At 27.5% G+C, this 26835-nt stretch carries 24 protein-coding genes; 5 read left to right on the plus strand and 19 right to left on the minus strand.

Features of this window, described 5'->3' with window-relative positions; genetic code table 11:
* Window positions 1–2 precede the first annotated feature (2 nt).
* The 10 genes from AACH12_RS10785 to AACH12_RS10830 all read right to left on the minus strand — a co-directional run bounded on the left by AACH12_RS10785 (window position 3) and on the right by AACH12_RS10830 (window position 11662).
* The gene (locus AACH12_RS10785; RefSeq protein WP_338535422.1) at window positions 3–1013 is read right to left on the minus strand and encodes an ABC transporter ATP-binding protein; all 1011 of its coding nucleotides are present in this window, start codon (window positions 1011–1013) and stop codon (window positions 3–5) included.
* A 24-nt stretch (window positions 1014–1037) separates the two neighbouring features.
* The gene (locus AACH12_RS10790; protein ID WP_338535423.1) at window positions 1038–1826 is read right to left on the minus strand and encodes an ABC transporter permease; all 789 of its coding nucleotides are present in this window, start codon (window positions 1824–1826) and stop codon (window positions 1038–1040) included.
* A complete protein-coding gene (locus AACH12_RS10795) occupies window positions 1823–2725 on the minus strand; it encodes an ABC transporter permease (RefSeq protein ID WP_338535424.1) in 903 nt (300 codons plus the stop codon). Before AACH12_RS10795 ends, AACH12_RS10790 begins: the two co-directional genes overlap by 4 nt.
* Window positions 2698–3939, minus strand: coding sequence for an ABC transporter substrate-binding protein (locus tag AACH12_RS10800; protein WP_338535425.1), 1242 nt, complete (start codon window positions 3937–3939; stop codon window positions 2698–2700). Before AACH12_RS10800 ends, AACH12_RS10795 begins: the two co-directional genes overlap by 28 nt.
* Before the next feature lie 145 nt (window positions 3940–4084).
* Window positions 4085–5500 carry a dihydrolipoyl dehydrogenase family protein gene (locus AACH12_RS10805; protein ID WP_338535426.1) on the minus strand — a complete coding sequence of 472 codons (1416 nt, stop codon included), beginning with the start codon at window positions 5498–5500 and terminating at the stop codon, window positions 4085–4087.
* 31 nt (window positions 5501–5531) lie between these two features.
* Complete coding sequence (locus AACH12_RS10810) at window positions 5532–6122, minus strand: CDP-alcohol phosphatidyltransferase family protein (protein WP_338535427.1); 591 nt, start codon at window positions 6120–6122, stop codon at window positions 5532–5534.
* A 173-nt stretch (window positions 6123–6295) separates the two neighbouring features.
* Complete coding sequence (locus AACH12_RS10815; RefSeq protein ID WP_463670988.1) at window positions 6296–7063, minus strand: tRNA threonylcarbamoyladenosine dehydratase; 768 nt, start codon at window positions 7061–7063, stop codon at window positions 6296–6298.
* A 33-nt stretch (window positions 7064–7096) separates the two neighbouring features.
* Entirely contained in the window at window positions 7097–8998 is a 1902-nt protein-coding gene (locus AACH12_RS10820; RefSeq protein WP_422388896.1) for an ABC transporter ATP-binding protein, read from the minus strand.
* Window positions 8998–11217 (minus strand): ABC transporter ATP-binding protein, encoded by a 2220-nt coding sequence (locus tag AACH12_RS10825; protein ID WP_338535429.1) that lies wholly within the window; start codon window positions 11215–11217, stop codon window positions 8998–9000. The genes AACH12_RS10820 and AACH12_RS10825 overlap by 1 nt, the downstream gene beginning before the upstream one ends.
* Window positions 11210–11662, minus strand: a complete 453-nt coding sequence (locus AACH12_RS10830; RefSeq protein ID WP_338535430.1) for a MarR family winged helix-turn-helix transcriptional regulator — start codon at window positions 11660–11662, stop codon at window positions 11210–11212. Before AACH12_RS10830 ends, AACH12_RS10825 begins: the two co-directional genes overlap by 8 nt.
* Window positions 11663–11874: 212 nt before the next feature.
* Between AACH12_RS10830 and AACH12_RS10835 the strand changes: the two genes are divergently transcribed.
* The 4 genes from AACH12_RS10835 (at window position 11875) to AACH12_RS10850 (ending at window position 16157) form a co-directional block, all read left to right on the plus strand.
* Window positions 11875–13956, plus strand: coding sequence for a GGDEF domain-containing protein (locus AACH12_RS10835; RefSeq protein ID WP_338535431.1), 2082 nt, complete (start codon window positions 11875–11877; stop codon window positions 13954–13956).
* Between the two features lie 118 nt (window positions 13957–14074).
* Entirely contained in the window at window positions 14075–14713 is a 639-nt protein-coding gene (locus AACH12_RS10840; RefSeq protein WP_338535432.1) for a TetR/AcrR family transcriptional regulator, read from the plus strand.
* Window positions 14714–14824: 111 nt separating this feature from the next.
* Window positions 14825–15622 carry a flavodoxin family protein gene (locus tag AACH12_RS10845; protein ID WP_338535433.1) on the plus strand — a complete coding sequence of 266 codons (798 nt, stop codon included), beginning with the start codon at window positions 14825–14827 and terminating at the stop codon, window positions 15620–15622.
* A 244-nt stretch (window positions 15623–15866) separates the two neighbouring features.
* Window positions 15867–16157: a hypothetical protein gene (locus AACH12_RS10850; protein WP_338535434.1), complete on the plus strand. Its 291-nt coding sequence runs from the start codon at window positions 15867–15869 to the stop codon at window positions 16155–16157.
* 291 nt (window positions 16158–16448) lie between these two features.
* On the opposite strand, the gene AACH12_RS10855 is transcribed toward AACH12_RS10850, so the two are convergent.
* Entirely contained in the window at window positions 16449–17060 is a 612-nt protein-coding gene (locus tag AACH12_RS10855) for an HXXEE domain-containing protein (protein ID WP_338535435.1), read from the minus strand.
* A 638-nt stretch (window positions 17061–17698) separates the two neighbouring features.
* Between AACH12_RS10855 and AACH12_RS10860 the strand changes: the two genes are divergently transcribed.
* Entirely contained in the window at window positions 17699–19375 is a 1677-nt protein-coding gene (locus tag AACH12_RS10860; protein ID WP_338535436.1) for a methyl-accepting chemotaxis protein, read from the plus strand.
* A gap of 133 nt (window positions 19376–19508) precedes the next feature.
* On the opposite strand, the gene AACH12_RS10865 is transcribed toward AACH12_RS10860, so the two are convergent.
* From AACH12_RS10865 to AACH12_RS10900, 8 genes are all read right to left on the minus strand, one after another.
* A complete protein-coding gene (locus tag AACH12_RS10865; RefSeq protein WP_338535437.1) occupies window positions 19509–19682 on the minus strand; it encodes a hypothetical protein in 174 nt (57 codons plus the stop codon).
* A 40-nt stretch (window positions 19683–19722) separates the two neighbouring features.
* Entirely contained in the window at window positions 19723–20076 is a 354-nt protein-coding gene (locus AACH12_RS10870) for an ArsR/SmtB family transcription factor (RefSeq protein ID WP_338535438.1), read from the minus strand.
* Window position 20077: 1 nt separating this feature from the next.
* A complete protein-coding gene (locus tag AACH12_RS10875) occupies window positions 20078–20353 on the minus strand; it encodes a hypothetical protein (RefSeq protein ID WP_338535439.1) in 276 nt (91 codons plus the stop codon).
* A 312-nt stretch (window positions 20354–20665) separates the two neighbouring features.
* Window positions 20666–21484, minus strand: a complete 819-nt coding sequence (locus AACH12_RS10880; protein ID WP_338535440.1) for a sigma-54 interaction domain-containing protein — start codon at window positions 21482–21484, stop codon at window positions 20666–20668.
* A complete protein-coding gene (locus AACH12_RS10885; protein ID WP_338535441.1) occupies window positions 21450–22304 on the minus strand; it encodes a transcriptional regulator in 855 nt (284 codons plus the stop codon). Before AACH12_RS10885 ends, AACH12_RS10880 begins: the two co-directional genes overlap by 35 nt.
* 123 nt (window positions 22305–22427) lie before the next feature.
* Window positions 22428–23711 (minus strand): group II intron reverse transcriptase/maturase, encoded by a 1284-nt coding sequence (gene ltrA / locus AACH12_RS10890; RefSeq protein WP_338534949.1) that lies wholly within the window; start codon window positions 23709–23711, stop codon window positions 22428–22430.
* Between the two features lie 554 nt (window positions 23712–24265).
* Window positions 24266–25375 carry an NAD/NADP octopine/nopaline dehydrogenase family protein gene (locus AACH12_RS10895; protein ID WP_338535442.1) on the minus strand — a complete coding sequence of 370 codons (1110 nt, stop codon included), beginning with the start codon at window positions 25373–25375 and terminating at the stop codon, window positions 24266–24268.
* A 30-nt stretch (window positions 25376–25405) separates the two neighbouring features.
* Window positions 25406–26797 (minus strand): YjiH family protein, encoded by a 1392-nt coding sequence (locus tag AACH12_RS10900; RefSeq protein ID WP_338535443.1) that lies wholly within the window; start codon window positions 26795–26797, stop codon window positions 25406–25408.
* Between the last annotated feature and the right edge of the window lie 38 nt (window positions 26798–26835).

Genomic DNA, 26835 nt, shown 5'->3' on the forward strand with positions numbered 1-26835 from the left:
AATCAAATATAGTGAATACTATGCTTTGGAAAAATCAGACCAACTTCAACTCCTGTTTGTAAAATATTATTTGAAAATTCTTCAACTAAAAATGTTTTTTGGGTTTTTTTACTGTTTACCATATACAAGGCTTTTTTACCAATAACTTTGCAGCTTTCAATTAAATATCCACTTCTAGTTTCATCTATTTTAATTTGATGTGGTCTTATTAGTAAAACAAAGTTTGAATTAGTATTTTTAGGAACTTTAAATTCTCCTATTTCAGTTTTAAATAAATTATCACTTAATATTCCACTAATGAAATTGCAATCACCCATATATTTTGCAACTTCTTTTGTTTTTGGACTATAATAAATATTTTTTGGACTGTCTTTTTGCAGTTTTTTACCCTTGCTTATTAATAGTATTTCCTTAGAAAGTGCCATACTTTCATCTCTATCATGTGTTACGAAAATTATTGTTATTTTTAATTTTTCTTGAATTTTTTTTATTAATGCGCCCATTTCTTCTCTAAGCCTTGGATCTAAACTCGAAAATGGCTCATCCATAAGGAGTACTCTAGGATTAAAAGCTAGAGCTCTTGCAATTGCGACTCTTTGCTTTTGTCCACCAGATATTTCACTTGGCATTCTCTTTTCAAGACCTTCTATATGAAGTAATTCTAACAATTCTTTTGTTCTCTCTTTCATTTTTTCTTTTGTCCATTTTCTTATTTCAAGAGAAAAACATATATTTGCTTCTACATTCATATGTGGAAAAAGAAGTGGAGTTTGAAACACATAGCCTATATTTCTTTTATCCGGACTAATATTTGTAACATCTTTTCCATCAATAATAATACTCCCTGAATCAGCTTTTATAGTTCCTGCAATAATTCGAAGAATTGTAGTTTTTCCAGCACCAGATTCTCCGAGTATTGACAACAAATCTCCTTTCTCAACTTTAAAGGAAATATCTTCAACAACCTTAGTTTCACCAAATTTTTTTGATATATTTTTTATTTCAATATTCATACATTACCTCATTAATTACTAGTTTTATTCAAATAAATAATTTTCTGTTTTTATTTTTTTTCTTGATAAATATTCAGCAAATATAAAGATTAATAAATTTATAATTATAAATATAATACCTATAACTGCACCATTTTGTGAATCTCCATTACTAACGTATGGATAAAATAATAATGGCAAAGTTATAATATTTCCACCACCTACTAAAAAAGTTGAAAAATATTCAGAAAATGATATTAAAAATGATATTGAAAAAGATAAATATATTCCTGGGCTTATAAGGGGAAATATTATTCTAGTATATAACTTATAAGTAGAGCTACCAAGTGAAATAGCTGCGTTTTCCATATCTTCATTTATACCACTAAAAAAAGCAATAAAAATATTTATGGAATAAGGAATAGAAACTAACATATGAGCAATTATCACTCCTAAATATGTATTAATTATATTTAATTTAATCATCATCGAATGTATACCTATGAATAAGGCAATTGAGGGAATAAAAAGTGGAATAGAAAATAGTAGTTTTATACTATTTTGTCCTATAAATTTATATTTGATCAATGCTCTTGCGCTTAGCATTGCAATTACTGAAGTAAAAATTCCATTCAATATACCTATTAATAGACTTGTAAGAATAGATTTATATAAAAGGCTATTTCCAAATAAATTGTATTTCCATGACATTAAAGTAAAGCCCTTTGGAAGTAAACTTGGATATCTATAAAATGTGTTGATAGATAATAAAAAAATAAGTATAAGAGGAAATAAAATTATAAATGAAATCATAAATAATATTAGTTTTTTCATAGTACTTTCCCCCTAATAATTTGTCTAATCATTCTTGAATACATGAATATTAAGAATCCTGAAAGAAATAGTAAAATTATATTTAAAGCCATTGATTTTGGAATAATACTTAAATTGGGATTAATAAATAAACTATAAAGCTTAGATGACAAAGGTACTCTTATAATGCCCGAAAGTAAATATGGAACTTCAAAAGAACCCAAATCGTAAGCAAGAAGAATTGAAGAAGTCCAAACAATAGTTTCTTCGCAAAGTGGAAGAAATATTTTTTTTAAAATTGTAATTTTACTTGCTCCAAGAGAAACAGCAACATTTTTATATGAATTACTTATTCTTGACATAACATTAATTAAAAAAAGTGAAACAAACGGTGTACCCTTTAAAACAAATGCCACTATTAGTCCAAACCCATATCTATCATAAATTAATTTTGGAAAAGTTTCTATTTTGTTTATTAAACCTAAATTAAAAAGAATTCTCGAAAAAAAACCAGAACGCGAGAAAAATAAAGTTACTAAAAATATCACATATAAATAAGGCAAAATTAATCCAACTTGTAGAGATTTTTTAGAAAAAGTTTTAATCAATTTATTGTTTGATAATACGAAACTATAAGAAATAATAATACCAAATAACGTCGAAATAATTGCAGAAGTAAATGCAATATATACCGAAAAACCTAAATCTTTATAAAATCCATTTTGACTAAATAACTCTTTGTAAGAATTAAAATTTACTTGTTCTAAGCCAATGGACGGAATATAGCCAAGACTCTCTTTGAAAACACCTATTAATCCCCCACCAATGAAAAAAACATATAATATCACTAGTGGAGATATTAATAGGTATGGAATGATTTTTTTTGATTTAATTACTGATTTACAATTTGTGTTAGCCATATTTCTTTCACCCATTCAATGTATTTTGACTTCATTTCAGGTAGTCGATTATCTGATAGTGTTTTAAGTGGTATCATTGCACCACCTTTAGTTGCCTCATCTAAGCTTGCTAACTCTTCCTTAGTTAACTTACTAGCATCAAGTGCTGACATATCTCCCCAAACGCTTGCTTTAGCTTTTTCAATTTGAGCGTCTGGACTCTCAAGATAATTTATAACTAACATTGCTGCTGCTTTTTCTTTTGAATTAAAGGGTATTGCTAAATAATGCGAATTTCCAATCGTTCCAGTATCAAATACATAAGTTCTAACTGAATCTGGATATAGACCAGATTTTATAAGACCTTCTGTTTTACCAACCTCAAAGCCAATGGTCATAGCAATTTCTCCATTTTTAAATAATTCATCTAATTTTGCTTGAGTAGGTGGAAAAGCTTCACCGTCCTGCCATAAATATGGATTAATTTCTTTAAAATACTCAATTACAGGCCTCGAAACTTTCATGAATTCTTCTTTACTCATATCATTTTGAAAAATATCTTTTTCCCCAGTCAGTTCATAGTATGCTGTTCTAACAAAGGCAACCCCAACGAAATCATCAGGAAGCTTTGGAAAAGTAAATTTACCAGGATTTTTTTTAACCCATGTTTTTAACTCCTTAAAATTATTAGGTGGATTTGGTAAAACAGCAGAATCATAAGTTAATACTAGTTGCGCTCTTCCCCAAATACCTTCATATCCATCAATCTTAGTACCAGTATCGTATTTTAAATCATCTGAATCAGCTTCGTAATATGTTTTTAAATTAGGAAGCAAATGGGTAAAGGGACCCCAAATAAGTTTTCCTTCTTTGGCAGTTTTAAAATTTTCTCCATTTATCCAAATTATATCAGCAGTTCCATTTTCTACTTTACCTTTCTTTTCATTTAAAAGTTTACTTATAAATTCAGGAGCATTCATTGGGATTCTTTTTAACCTTATACCATATTTTTCTTTTAATCCTTTAGCAATATAATTATCCATATATTTATTTATATTTTCATTGCCACCCCACATAAATATACTAACTTCTTTATTTTTCCCATTTTCTTCTACTTGTTTAAATGAATCAAAATTATCAGTATTTTTATTTTCAACTTTTTCTTTTGAGCAAGCAGAGATTGAAAGTACTATAGTTATTAAAAGTAAAATTACAATCAAATTATTTTTTTTCATTTTTTCCCATCTCCTTTTTTCTTTTTTAGAATTAGCACAACAATAAAGACTAGAAAAATAGTTATTGTAATTACACTAAAATAATTGCTATACTTCAGCAGTGAATTTCCTAAAAATGTATATAATAGAGTACCTGGAATCATTCCTATAAAAACAATTTTTTAATAAGATTTTTTTGCCATGATTTAAAGGAATTTCTAACTTTAATTAAAGAAGCACTTGCAAATATTTCAGCTTCTGTAGGATATGAAAAAATCATATTTAAAAATACAGAAGTTTTCAATTTTTTCTTAATCGCTAAAGTAACTATAGGTATCATTTCACCAGCTTTTTCTCCAACTAATGAGGCACCAATAATTCTAGCTTTATCATCTAATATTATTTTTAAAAACCCATCAATATCATTTTCAGCTTTCGCTCTATCATTTTCTTTTAGATCAATAATCAAAGACTCTTTAAATAATCCAAGCGATTTTGCCCACGGCTCAGTATAGCCAACGTGTGTAACTTCTGGTTTTGTGTAAGTAGTCCAAGGTACAACAGAATAATTAACTTTTGTACCTAATCTAAATATAATATTTCTAATAACGACTCCCGCTTGGTAGGATGCCATATGGGTAAACTGATAAGGACCAGTTATATCGCCTGCAGCATATATATTTTTAACACTTGTTTGTAATTTTAAATTAGTTATTACGCTTCCTCTTTTGTCCAGTTTTACTCCAATTTTTTCAAGATTCATGCCTTTTGAAACAGGAGCTCTTCCAAGGGAAACTAAAATATTGTCACCGATAATTTCATTTTTAATTCCATCTTTTTCAATTACAACAACCACTGATTTATCCGCTTTTTTAACTTCAAGAATTCCAAAGCCAAGAAGTAAATCTACACCATCATTTTTTAGAACCTTTTCCATTATAGGTGCAACTTCAGGATCATCTTTCCTAAAGAGCCTTTCATTTCTATCAATAATAGTAACTTTCGATCCTAGATGTCTAAATCCTTGACCAAGTTCTAATCCAATAGGTCCGCCGCCAAGTACTATTAAATGTTTTGGTAAAATTTTTAAATCAAATATATTTCTATTAGTTAAAAAATCAACTTCACTTAGTCCCTTTATATTTGGAACAACAGCTTCTGATCCTGTAGCAATAACAATATTTTTCGCTGTTAGTACCTTACCATTAACTTCAATTGAATTTTTATCAACAAATACACCATTTCCAAAAAATACATCTACGCCAAGTTTTTCATATCTCTCTTTTGAATCATGAGGTTCAATTGACTTTATAACAGATTTAACTCTGTTCATTATTTTTTCTAAGTCAATCTCTTTAAATGTGCTATCTATTCCAAAGGTACTTGAAGAAGATATATCTTTAGCTAAATGAGCTGATTTAAGAAATGTTTTACTAGGAACGCATCCTGCATTTAAACAGTCTCCTCCCATTTTTTCGTTTTCTATAAGTGCAATCTTAGCACCAAGACCTGCACCTGCTGAGGCAACAACTAGACCTGCACTTCCAGCGCCTAGAACAATTATATTATAGTCAAATTTCATATGTCCTCCTCTTATTGTTCAACGTATAAATTTATACTTTGTTTGAATTTTTTACAATAAAATAAAACCTCATAATACCGGTAAATAAAATTAATAAATTAAAAACATTAAGAACATAAAAAATATAATTTGAAAATATAATCATTAAAGTAAAAACTATAAACGTTTCAGTTCTTTCAGCAAGTCCTGAGTCATAATGCATACTTTTTTCACCCTCATTTTGAAACAGTGCACCCGCTACCATAAATGTTGAAAAATTAAATATTACGAGTATAAGGAATAAAATATAAGAAATATAATGATTAGGAAACCTAATTGCAAATCCAAGAATCACAGCTGCTTCTACCATTCTATCCATGATTAGATCCATATATGCACCTAGTTTTGAAGATGTATTTGTGATTCTAGCAAGACTTCCGTCAATTGCGTCAAGTAAGCCAGAAACCCAAAGTAAAGCAACTGATAACATCCTTTGATCAAAATAAATTGCAATCCCAACTGAAACACCTGTAATAAATGCCAAAATAGTTATTTTATTTGCACTAATTTTAAGTCTTATAAATACTTTAGCAATAGTATTAAAAAAAGGCTGAAAATATTTTCTTGCTTTAGTATCTAACATTTTTCCTCCCTAAAAACTATATAATAAGTATATTATACCATTTTAGATCTGCATTAATCATATTATTAACTAAAATTTATATCGAATACAAGTTTACAACAATTATAATTAGTGATAAATAAAAAAATAGAACTAATATATTACTATTAGTTCTATCAATATTATTTCAAAATTTAAACAATTTTTTCGTCCAAATTAATAATATCCTTTACTACCTCTGACGCTATAATTAATCCTGCAACTGAAGGAACAAAAGAAACGCTTCCTGGAATACTTCTTCTGTTTTCACACGTTCTGTCCTTATTTGTACATATACAGTTGTTTTTACAATCACCATCTGTCACAAAAGTTTCTCTTGGTTTTTCTTTAGAATATACAACTTTTAATTTCCTAATTCTTCTCTTTTTTAATTCTCTTCTCATAACCCTAGCCAGTGGACACATACTAGTTTTATGAATATCTGCGACTTCAATCATTGTTGGATTTATTTTATTGCCCATTCCCATACTTGATATAATTGGTATATTTTTTTTATAGCATACTTCAATTAAATTTAGTTTTGATGTAACCATATCAATTGCATCAACTACATAATCGCAGTCATCTCCTATAATTTTTTCTGATGACTCTTCCTTGTACAAAATAGGAAAAATTTCGACTGTAGCTCTCGGATTAATATCTAATATTCTTTCTTTCATTACTTCTACCTTTAATTTACCAACCGTTTTTCTCGTTGCATGTATTTGTCTATTAATATTGGTAAGACAAATATCATCATCATCACAAAGTATAAAATTGCCAACTCCCATCCTTGCTAAACCTTCAGCTACGTAAGAACCAACTCCACCGATGCCTATTATAGCAATTTTAACTTTTTTAAGTTTATCTAAAGCTTCTGTTCCTATTACCATTTCTGTTCTTGAAAATGCATGTAACATCATAACACTCCTATATTTATATACTTTTTACTAACCTTAAGAAACATGTTCAAACTGCGAATTATATAGAGTTGCATAAAATCCATTTCTACTAAGAAGTTCACTATGATTTCCTTGCTCAACAATGTCACCATTATTCATAACAAGAATCAAATCAGCATCTCTAATAGTCGAAAGTCTATGTGCAATAATAAAACTTGTTTTACCATGCATAAGTCTATCCATAGAGGCTTGTATTTGAACCTCTGTTCTAGTATCTACTGAACTAGTCGCTTCGTCAAGTATTAATATATTAGGATTATTAAGCATAACTCTAGCAATAGTAATAAGCTGTTTTTGCCCCTGAGATATATTATTTGTATCTTCATTTAAGATCATATTATAACCATCCGGAAGCATATTAACAAAAGTATCAACATGTGATTTTTTAGCAGCTTCAATCACTTCTTCGTCGCTTGCATCAAGTCTTCCATAGCGTATATTTTCCATAATGCTTGTATTATAAAGCCATGTATCTTGAAGCACCATTCCAAGTTTAGTCCTAAGTTCTTTTCTACTCATATCTTTTACATTAACACCATCTATAAGTATACTACCAGAATTAACATCATAGTAACGCATAAGAAGTTTTACCATAGTTGTTTTACCTGCCCCTGTTGGTCCTACTATAGCAATTTTTTCTCCTTCTTTTATATCAGCACTAAAATCATTAATAATTATTTTGTCTTCACTATATCCAAAATGGACATTTTTAAAACTTACTCTTCCTTTTGAAGTTTTTGATATTGAAGAAGCATTTTTATCATATTTTTCTTTTAAAGTACTTTGAGCATTTCCACTAACAAATTCCACCTTTTCTTTTTCTTCAAGAAATTCAAAAACTCTTTCAGAAGCTGCAACGGTTTGCTGAAGTACATTAGATATATTAGCAATCTGAGCCATTGGTTGAGTAAAGTTTCTTACATACTGAATAAATGCCTGTATATCACCAACTGAAATTCTTCCAATTGCGGCTAAAAAGCCTCCTAAAACTGCAACTGCAACATATCCAATATTGCCAATAATATTCATCATAGGCATCATTAAACTCGATAAAAATTGTGACTTCCATGCACTATCATATAATTCTTCGTTCATTGTATCAAATTTTACAAGTGATTTTTCTTCTCCATTATAAGCTTTAACAATTAAATGAGAACTATATATTTCTTCAATATGACCATTTATGTGGCCTAAATAATCCTGTTGTTTTTTAAATAATTTTTGACTTCTTTTAACTACTTGCATGACTAAAACCATTGATAATGGTAGAATTAAAAGAGCTACCAAAGTCATAAGAGGACTTATACTAAACATCATAATAAGCACACCAATAACCGTAGCAACTGAAGTAATTATTTGTGATAGACTTTGACTTAAAGTTCTACTAACCGTATCAACATCATTTGTAATTCTAGAAAGTACTTCACCATGATTTGTTCCATCAAAATACTTAAGCGGAATTCTATTTATTTTTTTAGATATATTCTGGCGCATATTGTAACTAACTTTCATCGAAACTCCTGCCATTATATATCTTTGAAAATAACTAAAAATTGTACTAAGTCCGTATAAACCTACTAATATCAAAGTGATTTTTTTAATATATACGAAGTCTATTGTATCTTTTGAACCACTTATCATCTTCATTACACCAGAAAATATTTTTGTTGTTATATTTCCAAGTAATTTAGGTCCAATTATGCTAAAAGCAGAACTAATAATTGCAAAAATAACTACAACAAATATTGAATATTTATATACACTTAAGTATTTAATTAATTTTTTCAGAGTACCTTTAAAATTTTTAGCTTTAGGACCCGTTGCCCTCATCATAGAGTGTCCTCTTCCCATTGGTCTTGCTTGTGGTCTTGAGTTATTTTTATTTCTATTTTCCATTATAACTCCTCCTTTGAAAGCTGAGAGTTTGCAATTTCTCTGTATGTTAAACATTCTTTCATTAATTCTATATGTCTTCCTTTTCCTACAATTTCGCCATCATCTAAAACTATTATTTGATCTGCATTTTTAATAGTCGATATTCTCTGGGCAATAATTAAAACGGTTTTATTTTCGACTATTTCTCTTAAATCACTTCGTAAAGAAGCATCAGTTTTATAATCAAGAGCAGAAAAACTATCATCAAAAATATAAATTTCAGCATCCTTTACAAGCGCCCTAGCAATTGAAAGTCTCTGTTTTTGTCCTCCTGAAATATTTTGAGCACCCTGAGAAATTTCCTTTTTAATGCCAAGTTCATCTTCACTAATAAAATCAGTAGCCTGTGCAATTCTAATTGAATTATTAATTAATTCTTCACTTGCATTATTATTTCCGTATATTAAATTTGACTTTACCGTTCCACTAAAAAGCATTGATTTTTGTGGAATGTATCCTATTAGTTCTCTTAAATCACTTTGACTTACTTCAGTAATTAATCTATCTTTAATAGTAATTTTACCTTTAGAAGTATCATAAAATCTTGTAATTAAGTTTACTAAAGTAGTTTTTCCTGATCCAGTAGATCCAATAATTGCTGTTGTTTCTCCTTTTTTCGCTATAAAACTAATATCCTTTAGCATATACTCTTTAGCTCCATCATATTTAAAATATACATTTTCAAATACAATATTCGCTCCATTAGTTTTAGGAAATTTTTTAGGATTTTCAGGATTTTTTATCGATACTTTAGTTTCTATAACTTCTGCAATTCTTGTAGCTGATACAGAAGCCCTTGGAACCATTATAAATAGCATTGATAGCATTAAAAACGCCATAATTATTTGCATTGCATACTGCATAAATGCTATCATATCTCCAACTTGCATAGCAGAATTAGCTATATTATGAGCTCCTACCCAAATAATAAGTACCATTGCTCCGTTCATAATAAACATCATTATAGGAAATAAAAGAGCCATTACCCTATTAACAAATAAATTTAAATTAGTTAATTCTCTATTAGTTTTATCAAATCTATCTTCTTCAAAATTTTGATTATTAAAAGCTCTAATAACCATCATTCCACTTAAATGTTCTCTTGTAATTAAATTTATTTTATCAAGCGTCTTTTGTATTTTTTTAAACCTTGGCATGACAATTGAAAAAGTAACTAAAATAAATCCAAGTAACACTATAACTGCAAGTGCAATAATCCATGACATAGACGTACTTTTATTTAAAGCTTTTATTACCCCGCCAATTCCCATTAAAGGCGCATAAAACATCATCCTGATCATCATTACTAAAATGGTCTGAACTTGTGTAATATCATTTGTACTCCTTGTAATTAAAGAAGCAGTTGAAAATTTATCAAATTCATTATTTGTAAAACTTAGAATTTTAGAAAATAAATCTCTTCTTAGATTTTTAGCGACACCAGCAGCAACTTTTGAAGCAAAAAAACCAACTAAAATTGAAGAAAGTGCGCCAATTACCGTTATTAGAATCATAATGCTTCCTATTTTTAAAATATATGAAGTTTGAATCTTCTTAGTGTCAACTCCTAGGTAATCATAATATGATTTAATTGCCTTTAAATTCATTTGAGAAAATATATTTTCATCTATTTTATCCATTTGAGAAAATATATTTTTTGTAATTAATATTCTTTTATCATCTGGCATTTGCTTAAAAATATTAAAAATATCTGTTCCTTTTGGAAAAGTTATTTTTCCAAAAGAAATATTCTCTCCCGAATCTATTTTTTCTTTAATTCCAACAACCATATTAAATTTTTTCGAAATACTATTATAGAGTATTTGATCTTCACTTTCACTAATTTCTCCAATTATATATACATTGGTATTTTTACTTAGAATGCTATATTCACCAATATATTTTTCTACTAAATCTTTTTTACTTCCTATATATATATAATCTCTTAATATAATATCTTTCTCTTTTTCATTTGAAAATAATAAAACCTTATCCATATCTTCTTTTGCTAAAATTTTAGGAATATTTTCTTCTATTCCTCCGGACTGTATTCCACTATTTACTATATCTGATAAATAACCTGGAAGTGATAAATCCATTTGTGCCTGAATAAACACTAATCCTATAGTTATAAGTATCATTAAAATAAATGGTTTTAAATAACTTTTTAATTTAATCAATTTTATCCCCCACTTCATCATTTCTATTTAATATTTCTTCAAGTAAAGTTAATCCTTCTAAAACTTTTTCAAGTTCTTGATTCGAACTCTTATCCATTAATTTGTTAAGAAAATCATCCATGCTGTTAAATTTGTTTTTTGAATTCTCTTTAAAGTCTTTATTTAATGAAACGTTTACAACTCTTCTATCATTTTCACTTCTAACTCTTTTAACAATATTTTTTTTCTCCAATCTATCTACAATTCCAGAAACCGTAGCATTTGAAAGACCCATTTTTTTACTAAGTTCATTAAGTCTTAAAGAAGAGTGATTAAATAGTATTCCAATCATCATTCCCTGCGTTCCTGTAATATCAAGTTCTTTAAATTGTGATTTTGTGTTTTTATGCATAAATTTACGTAAGTTTTTTAACTTACTAAGTATTTCATATCCTAGCATTTCCATAAAACTCCCTCCAAAATAGTTAGCGTACAAATGTTTCGTACGCTAACTATTTTAACTTTTACTTTTTTTTATGTCAATAGATATTAAGCTATACTTTAAATTGTTTATATAATTAAATATTATAATTATTTGACCTTAATCTAAGTGTACTTTTCTAAAATAAGGGTATAATAAAAGTAAGTATTGCAATTCTGATAGTTGAGGTGATTATTTTGGATGATTCTATAAAAAAGTTAATTGAAGTAAGAAAATTATTAGATATTAATAGTCTTTTCAATGCCCAAAAAATTAATAGTGAAATTTTTAATAAAGCTATTAATGAAGGCAATAATAAAATTATAGTTAAAACATTGTATAATTTTGGAATTATTTTCGAAAGAAAAGGAGATTATAAAACTTCTTTTGATTATTACGAAAAAGCCTCAAAAAATGCTCTGATGTATGATTTTTTTGATGATTTTATCGATATTCAAAATAGCATTGCTTATTTAATTTCTCAAAGTGGTAAGTACAAACTATCACTAGCTAAATATAAAGAATTGCTTGAATTAATTGATAAAGACCAAAAGTTAATTAGCAAAAAAGCACTATTACTAAATAATAGCGCAATTATCTATAAAGAACTTGGAAAACTCGATCTTGCTTTAGATTTTTATATGAAGTGCATAGAACTCAAATCAAAACACGACGACAGATTACTTGATGCAATCGTATATTACAATATTGCAGAAATATTTTGTGAAAAAAAAGAATTTGAAAAAGCAAAAACATATTTAATAAAAAGCTACAAAGTATCAGAAAGTATTAATGATTATCTAGGTATTCATATGTGTAAAACTATTGATGCAATTATTAGTATACCAAAAGACCTCAACAAATCATTATCGCTATTTAAAGACTCTAAGAAAAATGTTGAAAAATTCGGTTCAAAATATAATGTTTTAGATATAGTTTATGATTATTCAATTTCACTGTATGAACTTGGCTATAAAGAACAAGCAATTAAATATTTAGAAAAACTTGAAAAAGAAGAAATTATTCAAAGTTATTATCTAAAAGCGAGAAAAATTTTGTCTTACTTAGAAAACTATTATGCTGATAATGATAATATAAAAAAAGCTTATTTTTACTCAAAAAAACGTGTACTTCTTAAGAAAAATTTAATTGATAATTGGGATGAAATAGAAGTAAATTATTTAAAAAATAGCTTTATAAACACTTATAATGAATCTCAAATGAAAGAACTTAAAGGCACAATAAAGATAATGGAAACTTTATCAAAAATAGGTGAATCAATTACAAAAGGCGAAAATTTCGATGATATTTTTCAAAGTTTAAGTAGAAATTTAAATATTTTATTTAAAATAGATTTATTCGGTGTTGGGGTAATAAAAAAAGATAAACTTCTTTATAGATATACTGATAATGAAAAAAATATTACAAGCACATTCGAATTAGATGATTACACTAAATTAATGAACATTTCAATTAGAGATGGTAAAGAAATTCTTATTTTAGATACAGAAAAAATACATGAATATGAAAATAAATTTGATAAAAAAGTCACAAAAAGAATATTTAATTCCAATGCTCGTTCAATTATATTTTGCCCTGTTTACTATGAATATAAAATAATCGGATCTGTTACAGTACAAAGTAGAGAAAATTATACATTTAATTATCTTGATTTGGAGAAAATTAGATTTTTATCATCCTATATTGGAATTGCAATTGTGACAAGTCAAAAAAGCGAAAAACTAATCGAAGTCAATAAACAACTAGATATACTCTCAAAATCTGATGCACTAACAAAATTATTTAATAGGCATGCTCTAACAGAATACATTGAAAATAATATGAACTACTTTACAAAAAAGAATATGCCACTTGGTATATGTATGTTAGATATTGATTATTTTAAAGAATATAACGATAATTATGGTCATGTTGCTGGAGATTCTGCTTTAAAAAAAATAGCGGACTTAACAAAATTAGTTTTTGATTCTTCAAATATCCATATATTTAGATATGGTGGTGATGAGTTTTTAATTATAACAGAAAATATTACTTTAACTAATCTAAAAAAAATGCTAGATGAATTACTTAAAAAAGTTAAACATGTAAATATTAAACACGAGTTTTCTAAAGCAGAAAATATACTTACAGTGACACTTGGGGGCATTGTTACATCAAATCTTTCTCTTTCGCAAATGAAATTATTTAATATGGCAGACGAAGTACTTTATGAAGCAAAAAATATGAAAAGAAATAGTTATATCATTAAAAATATATAGAAAATACATCAAGTGACATAAATACGATAATTAATCTTGAACCTTAATTTGACATTTAAAATCCACTGATATATAATTTGAATATACATTTTGAATATATGTTCAAAAGGAGTGCCTTATGCCAAACTCGAGATTTTATAAATTAGATCAAGAAAAAAAAGACTTAATTATTAGAACTGCTTTAAAAGAATTTTCTATTAAAAGCTTTAATCAAGCATCAATTAACCAAATTAGCAAAAATGCTGGATTAAGTGCTGGTAACTTATATTACTATTTTGAAAATAAAGAAGACTTATATATGACTGTTGTAGATTACCTATTAATCACTCTTGAATTTGAGCTAAATAATTTTACAGCGTCACTTTCGAAAGGGTATTTTTGGGAAGTTATAAAAACCTGGCTTCTTAAAAAAGTAATGATCTCTATTAAAGACAAAGACATAGGAAATTTTTTCAGTAAACTTTCTCAGTACAATACTTCAAGTGAAATGAGCTTAATCGAAAAAAATATAAAAGCCAAAGTAAGAAATGACTTTAGAAGTGTATTTGATATTGGAGTAAAAAAAGGCGCTATCAGAAGTGACCTTCCAATGGATTTTTTATTTACACTACATTTAAATTTGGTTATTACAACTCATCAATGGATTTCAGCAAATTGGAATTTATTTGAAAATAATGATATGTCTACAGAAGAAATAAAACAATTTGTTGATAACGCAATTGAACTTATTAAGTCAGCAATGCAGCCAATAAATTAGTAAACTATCTTAGCTAAAGCTAACCACCTAAAAATTAGATGGAGAATTTAATTCATTTGATTTCCTACCTATATAAGTAGGAGCCATGATTTATAAAACGGAGGAATAAATATGTCAGAGGTTAAAAATATACTCGTTATTTCAGCTAGCCCTCGTAAAAAAGGTGATGGATATAAAATAACTGAATCAATTATAAAAGAAATTGGAGATGAAAAAAGTTTTAAATGGGAATATTTATTTTTAAATGATTTTGAAATTAAAGCTTGTATAGGTTGTAGAATCTGTATCAAAATGAATGAAGAAAAATGTCCTTTTAAAGATGACCTACTAAGCATAGTTTCCAAAATGAATGATGCTGACGGTTATGTTTTTACTTCACCTGTGTATTCAGTTGCAGTTTCTAGTCAAATGAAAGCCTTTATAGATAGAACTAATTATTTACTGCACAGACCTTTCTCAATTGGAAAACCCACAATTGCTATTTGTACAGCTGAATTAAGAGGAACAAAAAGTGTTATAAAATATTTAAGCCATATTCTTAACACACTTGGTCTAAGGTATGAAGGTGGAATTGGAGTAAAAATAGGACCTTACAAAAACAATAAAAAATATAAGAGAAAAACTGATATTAAAATAAAGAAATTAGCAGGAGTATTTAAGACTTCACTAGAAAAAGGCAATAGACAAAAACCATATTTTAAGCAGGCAATACTTTTTAAAATGTGGCAAACTAGAGCAATAATTTCAAAAGATAAAAATCCTTATGATTATGAATATTGGTTAGCGAAGGGATGGATAAATACAGATTATTATTATCCAACAAAAATTAATTCAATTTCAAAATTTTTATTTAAATTGTTTAAAAAACGTTTAGCAAAATTTATGAAAGAAGGCTTTATTTACAAGTAAAATAAATAATTAAATGTATCAACTCCCTTCAACATTTTAACTACCTTTTAGAAAACTTGTTTATAAACATATAGATGATTGTAATATTTTACATCACACTTAATATGTAAAATTTGTAAACTCGAAAAATTATAAGCGATAAAGTTTATAATTAAATATTGAAAGTTAATGTATAATACTATATAATAAAATGTAATATTATGCATTAATGTGTAATAATCTATAAAAAAGGTGGGCAAAAAAAATGATTAAAGAAACAAACTATCCCGCACGTGCAGAAAAATTGAATTGGGGCGCATTATTACTAACTCCTATTTGGGCGATAGTCCATAAAAAATATTTTATAGCCATTCTATCATTAGTACCATTTGTTGGATTATTTGTTTCTGTGTTAGCTCTAATTTATGGTGGACGCTGGGCTTGGGATAGTAAACCATGGATATCAGAAGTTTGTTTTGAAGATAATTGCACATATTGGAATATTGCAGCAATAATTATATATATACTTTTATTTTTAATTCTATTACTTAAGTAATCCTCTTATTTTTTTCTTAAGAAAGATTAACATTGCTTTAAAGCGTGTTAAATTTTTACATATTGACCATTGACTACAAATCAAATTTACTAAGATTTCTGACTTAATTTTAATAGGACTTCCACAAAGATCATGGAATTACAATTCATCATCTTCTAGCTCATAATTCTGGGATACCTAATTACAATTAGAGAGAATATCATACACCTTGGGAAATATTACAAGTTGCAAACATCAGTAGAGAAATTGCTTCATTAATTTATGATAAAAAGTTAAGTGCCTTAAAGAAGATCATTTTAAAAGTTTATTGTATCTTGGTAGAATGATAAATTTTGCCATCAAAGGCAGTAATCCATTAAATAAAAATCCAATAACCATATACATATTTAGATAAGGGTTTGATATAACTCCATTATTTTTTAATAGATAGATCATAATAATAGCGTAGGGAGTATGCAAAATAAATGATGATCTAATGCCAGGATTTATGATCATTTTCCCTTTTATACCCATGACAAGGTGCGATAGTGCTTGAAATAAGAAAAAATATGGAATCCAAGCTGCAAAGCTAATATTAATGACACCTAAGCCAGAAAAAATAGGAATGACAAGCCATATATATATCATATTAATCCAAAATACTACCTCTCTATCTATAGGTAAAATCTTTTCATGAGAATCTACTTTTAGTAAGTTCTCATTAAAAAATCTCACAAAACCACCAGGTAAAATATATTCTTCTATTTCATGAACTAAATAAAGCGGAAATGCAAGCAAAAACATGAACTCAATCAAATTTATCCTTGAATACAAAGGAATTATTGTTGCCAAAACATAGATTAAAATCAGCACTGCTGATTTCTGCCAATTATCTTTTATCCATTCTAAATAATTATTAATCATATTAACCTCCAAAATATTTTTAAATCATTGAAATAAACACTGTGTTGATATGCACTTATTATAGACCATAGTAGTCTTCATGTGAATCAACAATATTGTTTGATTTGTTAATGAATGAACTAAAAAAGCTATCGCATTAAAATATCATATTACTAACTTAGCAAATACTGTTTTAAATGAATATGCTCTAGAATATATATCATCATTTCAAGTAGGGGTTATAATTCACTGGATACGAAACGACATGCAGATCACAATATAGGATATTAGTAAACTAATGCAAACTTTATCTACAAACAGAGCACTTGCATACTTTAAGTAAGACTATAAATAAACAATTAATTTCATATAACTGCATCTAAGCACATTGATGTTACTTTAGTATATCAATTATATTTGAATTTATTTTCCAATAATATTTACTATTTTTTGCATACATATTTATTAGTTAATTAATTATTTATACGTATAGATTAATAAAAATTCATTTTATGAAATATTTACGAACATATTGAAAATTCTAATCTTATAAATAGATAATCGTACGATTTATCATACAATTGTTTATTTAATTAATTCCTGTATAAATAGATATATATATAGTATAATAGAATTATTAAATTACATAGGAGGAAAAAATGTATACAAATATCTTTTTATTTATCTTATTAATTATTTTATTAGGTTACCATATCTATTATAGGAAAAAGTTTAACAACATACATAAATACAATGAAAATATAGCTGAAGAAGTAGTAAATGAATCAACAATTTCAGATTTACCTTATAAATACAGTAATTCTGTTGGATCCCTTGCCTTTTCTATAGATGAAATTTTAGTAGAGATGGCTGAAATACTTATAAATACGAGCACTCTTTCTGCAATATCAGAGGAACAATCGGCACAAATATTAACCACTAATGAAGCTATTAATACTATTTCTAATACATTTAAAGATATGACATTAAAAGCAGATAAATTAAAAGAACACTCAAATACTTCTTTACATACTTTAATAGACAAAAATGAAAAAATAAGAAATTCTGTTTCTTCATTTAAATTAATTAAAAGTAATTTAAATACTTCAAAAGTAAATATCGATAGCCTATCTAAAGAAAGCAAGAATGCAGAAGATATGATTTCACAGATAGAAGTAATAGCAAATCAAACAAATTTACTTGCTCTTAACGCTTCAATTGAAGCTGCTAGAGCTGGTGAAGCTGGAAGAGGATTTTCAGTTGTAGCTGACGAAGTTAGAAAACTTTCTGAAGAAACTAACCAAGTTGTACAAAATCTAACTGCTCTTATTTCAAACTTAATTAGCATTTCAAACTTAACAAAATCTAATATCGATGATGTAATCAATTCAGTTGAAAATGAATTTAATGCACTTGATTCTTCTGTTAAAGAGTTAGAATCTGTTGAAGAAACTACAAATATTACTATGAATATTACCACTGACTTATCTAACAATATCACTGATTTATCTTCAATGGTATCAACTGTTGATGAAAATATGGATCAAATCAAAGATTCTATAGAACATTATACTGATTCAACTATGATAATTGATAAATCAATTAATGACGAAAACCAATTAATTGAGTCTCTTTCGAATGGAATAGAAGTATTAAATGGACTAAATACTGAATTTTTAACACAATTAAAAAATAATAACAAGACTCTAATTGTTGCATCATCACCTTATGAACCCTATATAGTTTCAAAAAACAATATCATTCAAGGTATTGATATTGATATTTTAAAGAAAATTTACCAATCAAAAGGATATAATTTAAAATTTATTATAAGCACTTGGGATAATTGTATGAACTTAGTTAAAAATAATATTGCTGATATTGTTCCTAATATTGCTAAAACAAAAGAAAGAGAAAGCATAATGAATTTTTCAAAAGCATATAGAAAGGAAGAAACTTTTTCATTTTATACACTTAAGGACAATTCATACTCTTTGAATTCATTAAAAGATTTGGAAACAAAAAAAATTGGAATATTAGATGGCTATAATTATTTTGATGAATTTGATAATAATAGAAATATTAATTTTGATACAAGTGTAAATGAAAAAACTATGTTTAAAAAACTTGAAAAAAATCAAATAGATGCGCTAATTATTGAAAAAAATGTTGGAATACATTTTATAAATGAATTAAATTTATCTAATATAATTTCTGTTTCTAATTACTCACATACAAATAAAAAGGATAACATAAGTAATATGGGATATAACAAGAAAGTTAGTTCAGAAATTATAGAGATATTTGAGAATGGATATGATGAATTTTATAATTAAACACCAACGTTAATTGGATAATATTTCATGCAACTTAGTACATTAATTTATTGCTTCTTGTAATAAAAAATCTACGAATTAATAATTCGTAGATTTTTTTATGTAAGCTAAACTAGCTTAAATTATCACTACCTCATGAACTGCAAGCTTCTTGAACTGCTGAAGTTGTATGGTAAATGCCATTAATAACTTCAAGTGAAATTCCAACACTAGCATTTCCATTAATTTCATCAAGTTCTATTCCATCACCATTATCTAGTATAGCTATTTTTTTTGGTCCAATAAATTGTATTCCTACTATTTTCACACTTACCTCCCCCAACAAAGTAAACCCTTCATCACATTTGTTATTTTAAAGAAATATCTTTAATTTTAGTAAACGAATGTTCTTTTTTTAATGAATAGTAAACTGTTTTACCATCTTTTCTTTGATTCAAAAACTTATTATTTCTAAGTATTTTTAGTTGCTGACTAGTAGCAGGAATTGACAAGTTGATTGCCTTAGCAATATCACATACACATAATTCAAGACCATCTAAAATTGCAATTATTTTAATTCTAGTTTCATTACCTAAAATATGATAATAATTTACTATTTCAGAAATACGTATTTCTCTATTTAATTTATCTTCTGCAATTTTTATAAGTTCTTCATGAGTACATAGATAGCTACAACAATTTGCCTCTAAAATTTTATCCATATTATTTCCTTTTTAATTTTGGTGCACAACTAAGTACGTTTCCTTTAACTTCATCTTCTGAAATTGTACCATAAACTTTAACTTTATTAAAGCTTAGTTCTGACACATCAAAATTCACAACCTTTTCTCTAAATTCAGGTGTACAGCAATCACAAGTTTCTGCAATACACTGATTAACTTGCTTTTCAATTGCGTCTTTTGGCATAGACTCTGAAAATTCTATTTCTACATATCCATCTTTTTGAGTAATATTAGCAGGTAATTTTTTTTCATTCATATAAATTCTCCTTTAAATCTCAATAATCATTTTCTTATTTTCGAATATACGAAAATGTTACCACACAAACTAACATAAGTCAATAAAAATAACCACCTACTTAAACCTATACTTAATGAATTAATTCTATATTTCCAAAATATCCTCTTAGTTTTTCTGCATCTCTACTAATAAATTTTTCTTCTTTAACAAATGTCAATATTGATCTTTTTACTTTAGGCATTTTTTCCTACAAACTTATATATGTATTTTGTTCTTTAACTATATTATACACTTCTATCTTAAAAAAAATAAAACATCTTTTAAAATGTTTTATTCAAAGTCTTTCATTTTTCTATACAATGTTGCGACAGAAATTCCAAGTGCTTTTGCTGCCATTTCTTTTGCTAGAGTTGAATTACCATATTTTTTTATTGCCCTTTCAATTAATAATTTTATGTTATATTCTACATTTAACTCTTCAAAATCATCTTCAATAGGGTTTAGTATATCATTTGGTAAATTGTTCAATGTAATCATATCTGTATTTGACATACTCATTGAAAATTCTACAACATTCATAAGCTCTCTAACATTTCCTTTCCACGAATATGATAATAAAACTTTTAGCGCATCATCACTTATTCCACTAATTTTTTTTTCAAGTATATCTGAATAATGTTTCACAAAATAATCAAGTAGCAATTTAATATCACCAATTCTTTCTCTAAGCGGTGAGCTATAAATAGGAATTACTTTAAGCCTATAATAAAGATCTTCTCTAAATTTTCCATTTTTCACAAGCGTTTCGAGTTTCTTGTTAGTAGCTGCAAGAATTCTTATATCTACCTCAATTGGATTAAGACCACCTATTTTGGTTATTTGCTTATCTTGAATTACGCGTAATAATTTTGATTGCAAATGAAGAGCCATCTCTCCAATTTCATCTAAAAAAATAGTGCCACCATCAGCTAATTGGAATTTACCGATTTTACCGCCCTTTTTTGCACCCGAAAATGCTCCTTCATCATATCCGAAAAGCTCAGATTCAATTAAATTTTCTGGAATTGCTGAGCAATTAATCGCAACAAATGGTTCATTCTTTCTTTTGGATGTATTATGAATAAGTCTTGCTATTACTTCTTTCCCCAACTAGATCTTCGAAATCTACATCCATAGAATGTGTATATAGCTCATTCATTTTAACTGCACTATCTTTAATTGATCTAAGGGTAAGTATTGCTCCTTGATCTTTTTGATCTAAAATTACAGGTTTTGAGCTCAAAATAAAATCAAATTTTTTATAAATTTTTACTTCTTTATATTTTATTTCTTCTCTATTTGATAATAAACTTTCAACAAAATTTTCATCTAAAATCTCTTTTAAATTTCTTGGTAATTTTCGTTCAAAGATGTTCTTAAAATTTATATTTGTTTGAATAATCTCACCATCTTTAGAAACAAGAATTAAAAAATAATCTATTGAATTAAAAACTACTTCCATTCTTTTTTTTAATAAAGAAATTTCCTCAAAAGCTTGTTTTTCTGTGATTTTATTAATAATTAACTCAATCATTCTATCTATAAATTTCAAATAATTTTCTTTATTATTAATCATCTTATCTTTATCATAAGGAGAGTTGGCTATAATACCAACACTCCCTAAAACCTTATTAGCATAAAATACTGGAATTCCTATAATCATTTCTACTACACATTGATCCTTTTGGTTGCAATTTAAACAACCTATGTTCTCTTCTTTTGAATTAAATATGATGCTTTTTTTATCCATCATAACTTTAGCTAGCATCGAACTTTTTTTTATACAATCATTTTGAGAGATAGAAACAAGATTGCTATCACCAATTACTCTAAGTTTGTTATCAACAATTAATACATCAAGTTCTAAAACACCACCTATGATATTTGCAGTTTGCGAAACATACTCAGATATTAGTTTAAGTGATACCATATTTTCGTCGAGTAGACAACTCTCGACTCCACCTCCTTATTTAGCAAGGGTAGTCTATTTGCCCCTCACAGAACCCAACGTGCCCTATTAAGGCATTAGGCTCTTCATATAATTCTTACAAAATTACCATATATCCACATAAATCTTAGGTTCTTTTATTGGAAAATGCTCCAATAATAATCTATAACGTTTAACATTCAAATAACTTCTTTGACTACGTCTTGTTAAAACTTTATAAAACGCTTCTAGTATGAACCTTCGAAAGTTAACAAGGCTTCTATAGTTTCCAGATATACCATAATATGCATAGTGACCAATTAATTTCTTATTTATTTTCTTAATAAGTTCAGGTATTCCTATATGCATATTTACTTTCAACCAATTTTTAACATTTGCCTTCTTAACTTTTAATTTCTTCATACTTGTTTTATGCATCACTCTATATCTACCGGTAAGCGTTTTACCATTAATATGTGTGAAACCAAGAAAATCGAAGCTTTCAGTTTTACCATCCAAACTATTATCTCTAGCGAATCTACCAAATTTTATTATCTTACTTTTATCTTCTGATAATTCCAATCCAAATTTATTTAATCGCTTTATTAACGATTGATAGAATTTATTTGCTTCATTTTCATACTGAAAGAAACACACAAAGTCGTCTGCATATCTTACGATATAAGCGTCACCTTTAAGTTTTGATTTTACAACTTTTTCAAACCAAATATCAAGTACATAATGCAAGTAAACATTTGCAAGTACTGGCGATATTATTCCTCCTTGAGGTGTACCTTTATCACTTTCATAGTAATTCATTTCCTCAATTATTCCTGCTTTTAGGAATCTTTTGATATATCTAATAAAATTTTTATCTTCAATATCATGTTCGAGAAACTTTATTAACCACTTATGGTCTACATTATCAAAGAAGCCCTTAATATCCGCATCTACAATGAAATTAATTTTCTTTCTCATTATTATTTCATTAACTTTCTTTATTGCTTGATGAGCATTTCGGCCTTTTCTGAAACCATATGAGAAATTGTAAAACTTATTTTCATATATTTCATCTAATATATTTCTCATTGAACCTTGGACAAGTTTATCCTCATACGAAGGTATACCCAATGGACGCATTTTATCACTTGCATCTTTTGGAATATAGGTTCTTCTAACTGCTTTTGGCTTATAACTAAATCTTTTCATTCTACTAATTAGATTACTCACATTATCATCTAAATTTGCATCATAACTTTCTTTTGTTATGCCATCAATACCTGCTGTCTTCCCTTTGATTTGCCTATTATGTTCTTCCTTAATAGTCTTTTCATTAACGTAGTGCATTAAAGTTTGAACCTTTTTATGCTTTCTTGTTAATTTTGCTATTCCACTAAACTCATTTTCCATCTTTTCTTTACCTCTAGTGTAATTGATGTTTCATCTAACAAAACGATTTATATGTTAGTCCCTTCCCTCCACCTTCGTTACGGGTTTCATTAGTACTATGAACTAATCCGACTTCTTATATATCTTTTCCAATACCTTAGATTAAATGATCCTTGTGTACTAGATACTCCTTTGAAAAAAAAACATTAGAGAACATATAAGATCTCACAGGTATGCAGTGTGTAACACTCTTAGACTCGCCATGCTCTAGGACCCCGGTGGACTTAAGTTATTCTCGCATTTTACGAACAACTTATTTTGCTTACTATCGAGGTGACAATATCAGCTTCCACTTTCTATAATCTAACGAGGCTCAATCACTTCACGCTTTCGCATTACGGCTCGAATAGTTTCTTGTCTACGCTTAAACCTTATCTCGCGACTTCGGCTCCAAGACTAGATACTAGCGATTTGCTAAATCTTACTAGGTTGGATTTCCACCAACTATACACACGACACCGAACTGTCGCACCACCTCTTTTTTATAAATAATCTACTGAAGTTTGATTTAACTTTTATTTATTTACATAATCTAATATATCATCTTTTGTCATATGTGAAAATCCCATTTTTTCAAATGTTCTTCCTTCTTCAAAATAATCAACATCATTATAAGCAGAAGCAATACGAATACAGGATTCCATAATTGGCGCATGTATAGATAATAATTTAGAGAATTCGTAAATTGGAACTAATAAATTTGGAACATCTTCCGTTATATATCTACTTTTAGAAGAATCTGGAGCAGAGTGAATTTTACCATGAGTAACTGATGTTTTATTAAATTCATAAACTGACTTCGCATCTGAATTATATAAAGAATTCATCATATCTAATTCAGATTTTAACGTTAAACCTAAATCAGCACCAATTTTTATTCTTTCATTTTCCATTTTTTCAGATGCTCTATCAGTTGCAGGTGATACACAATCAGAATAATAATTAAATTTACCTTTAAAATTTTCGAGTAACCCAATATTTAATGTTGTTATTAAAGGATGTCCACCAAAGTTAATATTTTCAAAACCAGCTTCAATCACATTACTTAATGCTTTTATCTCTATTGGAAAAAACTCATTAATTTTGTTAAGAACTTGAGACTCTTTGTTTTTTGGTAAGACTCCTGCATATATAAATTCTTTAATTCCCATTATTCCAATTGTACCCGGTTCAAATAATCTACATGCCCATGGAATAGTCATTGCATCAACATATGTCATTTCTAAATCATTATAGCCCATTTTTTTCCTTTTATTTTCTAATACTAGACTAGCAAAATTACCTGGCATTGAAAAAAGTATATGATTATTACTTAAATAAGGTAACATTAATTCAAAAAGTTTTTCCTGAGCAAAAGATGGAACAATCATCACAATCATACTAGAATATTCTATTGCTTCTCTAATTGATGTTGTAACTTTTTTAATGTGTTCAAATCCATGCAAGATTAAATTTACACCCTCCACATTTTTTATTGCTTTAACTCCTCCACTTTCTTCTATTGCCTTTATTTGTTTATCAAATTCTACTTGATCATAAAGACAAACATCATGACCAATTTTAGAAAAATGATATGCAGCTGTAACACCACCATTACCAGCCCCAATTATCGTTATTTTACTCATATAATACATCTCCTTTTACATTAATAGTTTCTAGTACACTCCAAAAATATTTGTGAATAAAACAATTAACGGTAATGCAATTAAAGTTTTTTCGATAAAAAGGATAAATAAATGTTTTATATTTAAAGGTATTTTTGATCCAATAAGTACAGCACCCATTTCTGATAGATAAACAATTTGTACTAAAGACAAAATACCAATAATAAATCTTGTTTTTGCAGCGATAATTGAGCTACCAACAATAGCTGGTAAAAACATATCTGCAAATCCTATTATAGTTGCAGGAGCAGCACTAAATGCTTCTGGTACGCCTAGAATATTTAGATAATAACCCATTGGATATGAAACCCATGTGAAGATTTGTGTATACTCTGATAACATAAGAGCGACTATAGCAATTGTCATAATAGTTGGTGCAAGTGATAAAAATAAATCCACATAAGTTCTTGTTCCATAAATTACTACCTCTTTAACTCCTCCACCTTTTCTAGCTTGTAAAACAGATTTTCTAAATGCCCAAGAGTATTTATTTATTCCTTTAGGAGCAATTTCATCTGTTTGATATTCAATATCGTTATAAGTTGATTCATCAAATGTAGACAATGGAGGAATTCTTACCATGATTATCGTAGACAAAATACCTACTAAAACCAAAATCCCATAAAATATCATAAATTTATCGCCAACTTTAAGAGTATTTGCTATTACTAGGCAAAATGGAAGTGACACTGCTGAAAACATTGTTGCTATAACTGCTGCTTCTTTTGCATTATAGTGTCCAGATACATACTGGCGAATGGTAATTAATATTCCCGTACTATTGCCACCAATCCATGATGTCACTAAATCCACAGTACTTCTTCCTGGTAATTTAAATAAAGGATATGTAAGTCCTCTAAAAATTGTTCCGGTAAAATCCATAATTCCATAATCAGATATTAATGGTATTGTATAACATGTAATAAAAAATGTAACAAAAATTGTGAACATCAAGTCCATCGCTAGGAATCCTGTATTTCCATTAGTCACCATAGCAAATATTGTTCCTTCAGGCTTCAAAATAAGTATTATTGAAAATATAATTGATAATACTCTTATAATTAATCCTATAATACCTACTTCAAAAATTCCTGACCAAAATCTACTTTTGGAAATAAATTTCAATTTTACAGCTTTATGAACTAATGTTATTGAAGATGATAGCAAAACTACCATATAAATAATGCTCATACCAAAAGGTTTAAAAATATTTTTAAAAAAATTTATTAAATAACCTAGAGGGATATTAACGGACCCATCTCTAATAATCGGAAATAGAAACAAAAATACCCCTATCAATGATGGAATTAGAAATTTTAAATAATCTTTACTACTCAATTTTTCATCATTTTTTTCATTATAATCTAATATATTTTTCTCCATAAATGAATCCTCCTCTTAAATAACAAATAATATCTTAG

The sequence above is a fragment of the Helicovermis profundi genome (assembly GCF_033097505.1).
Taxonomy (GTDB): Bacteria; Bacillota; Clostridia; order Peptostreptococcales; family Acidaminobacteraceae; genus Helicovermis; species Helicovermis profundi.

Bases quoted from the DNA above. Each gene is read 5' to 3' on its own strand.
- AACH12_RS10785 (WP_338535422.1), bottom strand. From the start codon at position 1,013: ATGAATATTGAAATAAAAAATATATCAAAAAAATTTGGTGAAACTAAG.
- AACH12_RS10790 (WP_338535423.1), bottom strand. From the start codon at position 1,826: ATGAAAAAACTAATATTATTTATGATTTCATTTATAATTTTATTTCCT.
- AACH12_RS10795 (WP_338535424.1), bottom strand. From the start codon at position 2,725: ATGGCTAACACAAATTGTAAATCAGTAATTAAATCAAAAAAAATCATT.
- AACH12_RS10800 (WP_338535425.1), bottom strand. From the start codon at position 3,939: ATGAAAAAAAATAATTTGATTGTAATTTTACTTTTAATAACTATAGTA.
- AACH12_RS10805 (WP_338535426.1), bottom strand. From the start codon at position 5,500: ATGAAATTTGACTATAATATAATTGTTCTAGGCGCTGGAAGTGCAGGT.
- AACH12_RS10810 (WP_338535427.1), bottom strand. From the start codon at position 6,122: ATGTTAGATACTAAAGCAAGAAAATATTTTCAGCCTTTTTTTAATACT.
- AACH12_RS10815 (WP_463670988.1), bottom strand. From the start codon at position 7,063: ATGATGTTACATGCATTTTCAAGAACAGAAATGGTAATAGGAACAGAA.
- AACH12_RS10820 (WP_422388896.1), bottom strand. From the start codon at position 8,998: ATGGAAAATAGAAATAAAAATAACTCAAGACCACAAGCAAGACCAATG.
- AACH12_RS10830 (WP_338535430.1), bottom strand. From the start codon at position 11,662: ATGGAAATGCTAGGATATGAAATACTTAGTAAGTTAAAAAACTTACGT.
- AACH12_RS10840 (WP_338535432.1), top strand. From the start codon at position 14,075: ATGCCAAACTCGAGATTTTATAAATTAGATCAAGAAAAAAAAGACTTA.
- AACH12_RS10845 (WP_338535433.1), top strand. From the start codon at position 14,825: ATGTCAGAGGTTAAAAATATACTCGTTATTTCAGCTAGCCCTCGTAAA.
- AACH12_RS10850 (WP_338535434.1), top strand. From the start codon at position 15,867: ATGATTAAAGAAACAAACTATCCCGCACGTGCAGAAAAATTGAATTGG.
- AACH12_RS10855 (WP_338535435.1), bottom strand. From the start codon at position 17,060: ATGATTAATAATTATTTAGAATGGATAAAAGATAATTGGCAGAAATCA.
- AACH12_RS10860 (WP_338535436.1), top strand. From the start codon at position 17,699: ATGTATACAAATATCTTTTTATTTATCTTATTAATTATTTTATTAGGT.
- AACH12_RS10870 (WP_338535438.1), bottom strand. From the start codon at position 20,076: ATGGATAAAATTTTAGAGGCAAATTGTTGTAGCTATCTATGTACTCAT.
- AACH12_RS10875 (WP_338535439.1), bottom strand. From the start codon at position 20,353: ATGAATGAAAAAAAATTACCTGCTAATATTACTCAAAAAGATGGATAT.
- AACH12_RS10885 (WP_338535441.1), bottom strand. From the start codon at position 22,304: ATGGTATCACTTAAACTAATATCTGAGTATGTTTCGCAAACTGCAAAT.
- ltrA (WP_338534949.1), bottom strand. From the start codon at position 23,711: ATGGAAAATGAGTTTAGTGGAATAGCAAAATTAACAAGAAAGCATAAA.
- AACH12_RS10895 (WP_338535442.1), bottom strand. From the start codon at position 25,375: ATGAGTAAAATAACGATAATTGGGGCTGGTAATGGTGGTGTTACAGCT.
- AACH12_RS10900 (WP_338535443.1), bottom strand. From the start codon at position 26,797: ATGGAGAAAAATATATTAGATTATAATGAAAAAAATGATGAAAAATTG.